We start from the raw sequence: 6,738 nt of genomic DNA on the forward strand, positions 1-6,738 counted from the left end.
TTTGCGGAGTTTCCAATACAATGCTTGTTCTACGGTGTCCTGTGTAAAGACAATAGGCTCTAGTAATAAAAAATCGTTCGCATAGGGCGTGAGGCGCTCGATCTTCGCATTAAGTTCCTCGACAGTGTTGGCCTGATATTCTACTAATAAAGCGGCAGTAGGCTCGGGTAAAGTTTTAAGAATTGACGGAACGCCTTTTATATTTTCAATGGACCGAAGTGACGCCCGATCCATCAATTCAACAGCCTCGGCGCTGGTATGAGTTAAAGGCCTGATGGCCTGACATGCTGAGTAGATATCCTTGAAATAAATGAAAGCGGTTGATTTGTACGGGTAATCAGGAACAGTCTCCATAACTGCTTCTGCGATAAACCCCAGCGTGCCTTCTGCTCCTATCAGTAAATGGGAGAAAATATCCAAGGGATGCGAATAATCTATAAATGAATTGAGCGAATAGCCCACCGTATTTTTTGTTAAATACTTCATTCTGATCCGGTCTGAAAGCACCGGATTTTCGGCAATCTGTTGCCTTAAGCTCAATATTGAAGAATATATCTCCGGGCATTCCTGCTCAAATCTCGAGTAGTCATCTTTAACTTCCGTAGAAAAACTTTTTCCGCTTGGCAGGATAAAACGGATATGTTTAGTTGTGTGATATGAATTCATGCTAACCCCGCAGCACATACCGCTGGAATTATTAGAGAGGATGCCGCCGATCATTGCTGAATCGATGCTTGAGGGATCAGGCCCTATTTTTCGCCTGTGTTTTTTAAGAAACACATTCACCATTGTTCCTGTGATACCAGGCTGCACCCTGACCCGGCTTCCTGAATCTTCTATCAATATCTGATTCCAATATTGCTTGAGATCAACCAGGATGCCGTCAGTTATGGATTGCCCCGACAAACTGGTGCCACCGGTACGGAAAACGACCGGGATACTATGCTCATGCGAAAATTTCAAGATCGCGATTACTTCTTCTTCACTAACTGGCCGTACAACTGCTTTCGGCCTGAGGTAGTAGAATCCGGCATCAGAAGCATACGCTACCAGATCAACCAGACGACATTTTATTCTTTCTTTTGGCAGGATGTTCTCCAAAAGCTTCCCAATATTCATAATTGCTATTTAATCCTTAAAGGTGTAAGAATTTTTAAGGGTTTGCAAGAATTAATGACAGGGAACCCATTTTTTACATTTCCGACATAACCTCTGCGGAAATCTTTATTGCCTGATCTATATCTTCTTCCGAATGTGCCGCACTGATATACCACAAACCTCTGCCAATTACTCTGATCTTTTTATCGTGCATCGCTGCAATAAATTTACCCAGTTTCGCTTTATCGAAAGTCAGTGTGTCGCGGTAGTCTTTGGCTTTTTTCAGGTCAGTAAAAGCGATGTTGAACATTGGGCCCGGACCCTGCACCAACAGATTCAGGTTGTTTTCCTCGGCAGCCTTAATAAGGCCATCCTTGAGTTTATTGCCAAGCCGGAATAGACGTTCATAGGGGTTTTCAGTTTCCAGCACTTGTATAGTGGCAAGAGCAGCAGCAATAGTTGGGTTGCTGGAATTCATTGTACCTGCATGGATAACTTTTGCATCTTCGATTAAACCAATCCACTCCTTCTTGCCGACTATCGCACTGATGGGATAACCGCTGCCCATGGCTTTGGCGAAAATGGACATGTCCGGAGTAATACCATAATAGGCCTGTGAACCTCCAAGGCTCATCCGGAAACCTGTGATGACCTCATCGAAGATCAACGCTATCCCATATTGATCACAAAGATCTCTTAATCCTTGTAAGAAACCTTCTTCCGGAAGAATACAGCCACTATTACACATTATGGGTTCGGTAATAATCGCTGCAATTTCATCTGAATGTTTTGCCAGGGTGCTTTTCACCAGCTCCAGGTCGTTCCAGGGCAGAATTATGAACTCGTCCCTTGCTTGATCCGGCAAACCAGCTGTCCAGGGGTAAACATTTGGGTTTTCCCTGCTACCTAAAGAATCAGCCGAGGGTGCTGAAATCCCCCAGGCCACATTGTCGAGCCATCCATGGTAGTGGCCTTCAAAGCGGAGGAATTTTGGTCTTCCGGTTTTAGCACGGGCCACCCGAAAAGCAGTCTGTACGGCTTCTGAACCATCGAGGCAAAAACGCATCAGTTCAGCAGAAGGGATCAACTTATTAAGCTTTTCTGCAAGTTCGATTTCTCTGATGTGCTGACCTGCGAACAGCTGGCCTTGTTCGGAATATTCGTTAACAGATCTAAGTACATGAGGATGAGAATGTCCGAGGATCAGCGGGCCCTGGCTTAACGTAAAATCAAGATATTCATTTCCGTCGGCATCGTAGATCTTACTTCCTTTACCATGAACATAAAATATAGCATGAGGATGATTATACTTCCTGAATTCAGATGATACTCCACCGGCAAGAACTTTTTTCGCTCTTGTAAGTAATTCTGCCGACTTTGTATAACTTGTAAGTTCCATATGATCCTGTTTAGGTTAATTTCCAATCCATAATACATTTTAACCTGTATGTCAGCCCAGGATGCGCTCAATGCCGTTGAATGTCCCCATTGTGTCAGATCCAATAACCGTTAGCAGTTCCATATCCAAATTTTATGTAGCAGGACGTTTTTATTGAAATTGTATGGTTCCAAAGAATTGAGGTAAATGGAAATTAGGCCTCGGAAAATCTACTACTGCCCATGTAATATAATTAGGATTGGAAGTCCTGCTCCCGGTTTTATAAAAGTTCGCTTTCCAATTTACGCCTTTAGCAGGACGGGTGAGGTTGGAATATTTACTTAACAGCGATAAAGGTATGCTGTACTCAATGGTCCAGGTTACCGGCCCGGCAATTTCCGGATCAACCGTTTCAGGCAGAGAATGCGCAATATGAATCTCTTTAAGCTCATCCTTAGTCAGCTTTTTCAGTTCTGTCATTGGCTTCTCAATGTAGAACATGAGTGGCGTGCCACCTGCATTCACCTCAAGATTGAAGTACTTCAAAGGGAACTTCTCATCGGGAGAAAAAAAGAACTCAACACAAGAATCTGAGGATACATTCCCATTATATTCAGTCACAATGCTTCTCACCAAACGGTCCTTCACCTGAAAAATAACATATACATGTGTATCGTTATACATCATTTTGGATTGGACCTCCGGCTGGAACGCAGAAACCTTACCCATGTAATTTGTGATACGGATAGGCTCAATTTTTTTCCACTGTGCCTTATTCCAATCCGCGTTTATCTTAAGTTTCTTCTTAAGTCTTTCAACCTTGTAAACCGGGAATTCGTTAACGTTCATGGGAGCGGCTTTAATTTTAGGATTCGTGACTATTCCCGCAGCATAAAATACAGGAAGAATAATCAATAACAGATAATTAATTAAGTTCATACTTAGGGAGTTGTTGGCATGGCGCGCTCTCTGGCAACCTCCTGTGGTTGCACACCGGTAAGATTATTTTTGAAATTGGCTCTGACATAGGTAAGGATCAAAGCAATCTGGTCATCCGAAAGATAACTATTAGGTGGCATAACCTCATTATAGCCAACGCCTTTTACTGTTATCGGCCCACTAAGGCCATTGAGAACGATCCTGATAAGACGCTTCCTGTCTCCCTTTACATACTCCGAGTTTTCAAGCGGAGGGAATCGTGTACCATCCCCTTTTCCGTCAGCCTGATGGCAGGATGCACAGTAGGTATTATAAAGTTTTCCACCTGCAGCAACTTTTGCTGTATTCACATTGTCCTTAATAATATCGGGCGTTTTGATGTGCGGCTGGGTTTCTTTACGTTTCTGCATCGCTGTAAGGTCTGCAGCACCGAATTTCTTTTTATCACCTTTATACATCACTCGCCAGATCTTTCCTTTTTCACTTTCAGAGAAGTAAAGGGACCCATCAGGGCCCATTGCGATTCCCATTGGGCGGTATAATGCATTACTGGTATTAACAATCGTGTCGACACCCGGGAACCCATCTGCAAATACTTCCCAATTGCCCGATGGAACACCGTTTTTGAAAGGTACAAAGCCGATAAAATATCCACCCTGCGGATAAGGTGAGCGGATAGTAGATCCGTGAAAGGCAATAAAGGCACCATCCTTGTACCGGTTAGGGAATTGAATACCCGTATAGAAGAACAGGTCATTTGGGGCGAAGTGACCGGGGAAACCGACGAGAGGATTCAGGTATTTCTTGGTTGGTTCTTTCTTTCCATCTCCACCATATTCCGGGTTCACCAGCTTTTTGCTCTTCATATAGTCATAGTATACATATGGCCAGCCACCATCAGACCCCTCCGTAACCTTGAAAAACTCTTCGGCCGGCAATAATGCGCTTTGCCATGGATTATAAAGATCCGGAAACTGACGAACCAGGTCATCCCTGCCATGCTGTACTGCATATAATGCTTTTTCCTTCTTATTCCAATCCATGGCTACAACGCTACGGATACCGGTAGCGTACCTTACCCCGTCCTTTTGCGTTTGGTTTGGCTTACTGTCGCTGAATTTCCATATGCCTGCGTGGTCTTGAAGCTCCGGACAAGGATTCTGTCCTAAAGAACCTGGCTGACGATCGTTGATTCCGCAAACATCACTAGGGGATCCGAAAGGGACGTACATATTTCCCTCGCTGTCAAATGCCAATGGCTTAGCTATGTGCGATGATCCGTATTTGGCATTCTTGTAGTCATCTGTTAAAAGGAGTTCGGATTTGCCTTCTGGCACTAATTTCCCTGGTGTAAGTTTTGTCCGGAACACTTCCCCGGCAGTAGTAAAATAAAGATATCCCTTGTGGATTCTCATACCCGTACCGTAATTCCCTTCGTCGGGATAATCCCCAAAAGACTTTATTATATCCGCTTTACCATCATTATCAGTATCACGCATGGCTATACTACCCATTTTATTGATGGGGTTCCGCATTTTAACATAAATATCGCCATTTGAATTAACTGCGAGGTGCCTTGCTTTGCCAAGGGAATCGGCCACTACTACCGCTTCAAAACCACCGGGAAGAAATAAGCCGCCATTATTTGGTGACTTATCCGGGAGCCCTCCTTTTCCATTGGTATTAATAAAACTGATTGTGATTAAACAAGCTAAAACCGCAAGCACAATAAGCCCTTCTTTAATCCTGATCTTGTAAAAAGATTTTAAGTTAATGTTCATTTTAGTCTGTTATTTGGCTGTTGAGTAATTATTATGCATATTCTCTACTTTTTACTGATTTTCCAAATTAAACCCTCATTATTTATCCCTTATAACCAAAAAGTTGCGGAATAAGCATCAATGACTGTTTCTGTTATTATCCTTTTTTCTTAAAATCATCGGGGATTACAAAATCATAACCTTTTGGAGGCCATGGGCCAATACTCTGCCCGGTGGGCCTTGGACTCGTGGGTCGAATGGGTTCATAACCAGCAGCATTATATTTAATATTAAGGAAGGGTGTTTTTATAACCTCACCCTTTGCCAATGATCTGATTCCCATATCGATGATGCCGCTTGTCAATAAATTTCTTTCAATAGGGGCGGTCGGACCGCTTAAAATAAACTTTTGAATATTTAAAGTCAGATAACTAAAATGAGCATAAATTGGTCCCCCACTGAGTACAAATTCAGTTGCCATAATTCCTTTTGAAGTTTTTGCCGAATAAGCCCATCCTGTATTGACGTATTTGTCGAGCATCAGAATAACTCCTTTAGTTCCATCTGAATAATTAACAATAACAGCAAAAGGAGTTTCTACAATCTCACGCATATTCCCGGTCGCTTTACCCTGTATGGTATCACAAGCTGCATCAACCAGTTTTTGTGAAATCTTCCCTGTGTCAATAGCTTTCCAGACATCGTCTCCTTTTAAGCCTTCAACGCTTTTAACACCAGTTTCACCCCCGGCTCTCCGCTCTACCATACACTGAAGAATTTCGGTGACATGAAATCCGTAAGCGTCTAGCGATGCGTAGCCAATTGCCACAGCTTCGGATATTTTGGCACCCAGCGGATGTTCCAAAGGTTTATCCCGCCAGCAATATGGCAATGAAGAACCAGCCATCATTGGAACATTTAATTCCTGGGCACGATCATAAATCCATTTGCTATCCAGCCAGCTATAGGACAAGGCCTTATCTGTAAATACAGGCACAGACTTTTTAGACGCATCAAACACCCTGAATATTCTTTCGAGATAATTCATGCGGGGATATAATTTCATACCCAGTCTATTATACGGATAATCACCGTGCTCACCGACATAGACAACCGCATCGACAGCTAGTTTATCGCCGCCAAGGGTTAATGCTTCTTCTACAGTTGGGTAGACCGGAGTGTTATTCATCCTGGCAATTCTGACACCCGTATCATTTTCGCCAATCTGCTCGATATATACCGAAGCAATTTTTATTTGAGGAGCTATCATTCCCTCGTCCGCAGGAATACCGAGAAATAATTTGGTGCCGATTACATCAGCATGTGCACTATTCCTGTATATATGGGTAATGAATGCAATTTTTTTGATCCCCTCCTGACCGGCGAAGGCTTTCGACAACTGTTCAGTTATAGAGATGATACTTCCATCTTCACCTAGTACAAACCCAGGAACAATACTTAAACCGGCTGCTGTAAAGACGGATTTTTTAATAAAGTTCCTGCGGGGATTGAGGCTTTCACTTTTCATTCTGATGTCTTTTTACGCTCTGATTAATACTTTAA

General features: G+C 43.0%; 5 protein-coding genes. All 5 read right to left on the bottom strand.

Going from position 1 to position 6,738, the window contains the following annotated elements; genetic code table 11:
* On the bottom strand, positions 1–1,119 hold a 1,119-nt coding region (locus WKF69_RS15410; protein ID WP_340383004.1), incomplete at its 3' end, for an FAD-binding oxidoreductase.
* A gap of 73 nt (positions 1,120–1,192) precedes the next feature.
* Positions 1,193–2,497: an aspartate aminotransferase family protein gene (locus tag WKF69_RS15415; protein WP_340383006.1), complete on the bottom strand. Its 1,305-nt coding sequence runs from the start codon at positions 2,495–2,497 to the stop codon at positions 1,193–1,195.
* 150 nt (positions 2,498–2,647) lie between these two features.
* Positions 2,648–3,415 carry a carbohydrate-binding family 9-like protein gene (locus WKF69_RS15420; protein ID WP_340383008.1) on the bottom strand — a complete coding sequence of 256 codons (768 nt, stop codon included), beginning with the start codon at positions 3,413–3,415 and terminating at the stop codon, positions 2,648–2,650.
* A 2-nt stretch (positions 3,416–3,417) separates the two neighbouring features.
* Complete coding sequence (locus tag WKF69_RS15425) at positions 3,418–5,196, bottom strand: c-type cytochrome (RefSeq protein ID WP_340383010.1); 1,779 nt, start codon at positions 5,194–5,196, stop codon at positions 3,418–3,420.
* A gap of 136 nt (positions 5,197–5,332) precedes the next feature.
* Positions 5,333–6,703 (bottom strand): hypothetical protein, encoded by a 1,371-nt coding sequence (locus tag WKF69_RS15430; RefSeq protein ID WP_340383012.1) that lies wholly within the window; start codon positions 6,701–6,703, stop codon positions 5,333–5,335.
* Between the last annotated feature and the right edge of the window lie 35 nt (positions 6,704–6,738).

Source organism: Daejeonella sp. (genome assembly GCF_037719425.1).
Lineage (GTDB): Bacteria > Bacteroidota > Bacteroidia > Sphingobacteriales > Sphingobacteriaceae > Daejeonella.

Excerpts from the sequence above, each read along its gene's own strand:
- WKF69_RS15415 (WP_340383006.1), bottom strand. The coding sequence starts at position 2,497 with ATGGAACTTACAAGTTATACAAAGTCGGCAGAATTACTTACAAGAGCG.
- WKF69_RS15420 (WP_340383008.1), bottom strand. The coding sequence starts at position 3,415 with ATGAACTTAATTAATTATCTGTTATTGATTATTCTTCCTGTATTTTAT.
- WKF69_RS15425 (WP_340383010.1), bottom strand. The coding sequence starts at position 5,196 with ATGAACATTAACTTAAAATCTTTTTACAAGATCAGGATTAAAGAAGGG.
- WKF69_RS15430 (WP_340383012.1), bottom strand. The coding sequence starts at position 6,703 with ATGAAAAGTGAAAGCCTCAATCCCCGCAGGAACTTTATTAAAAAATCC.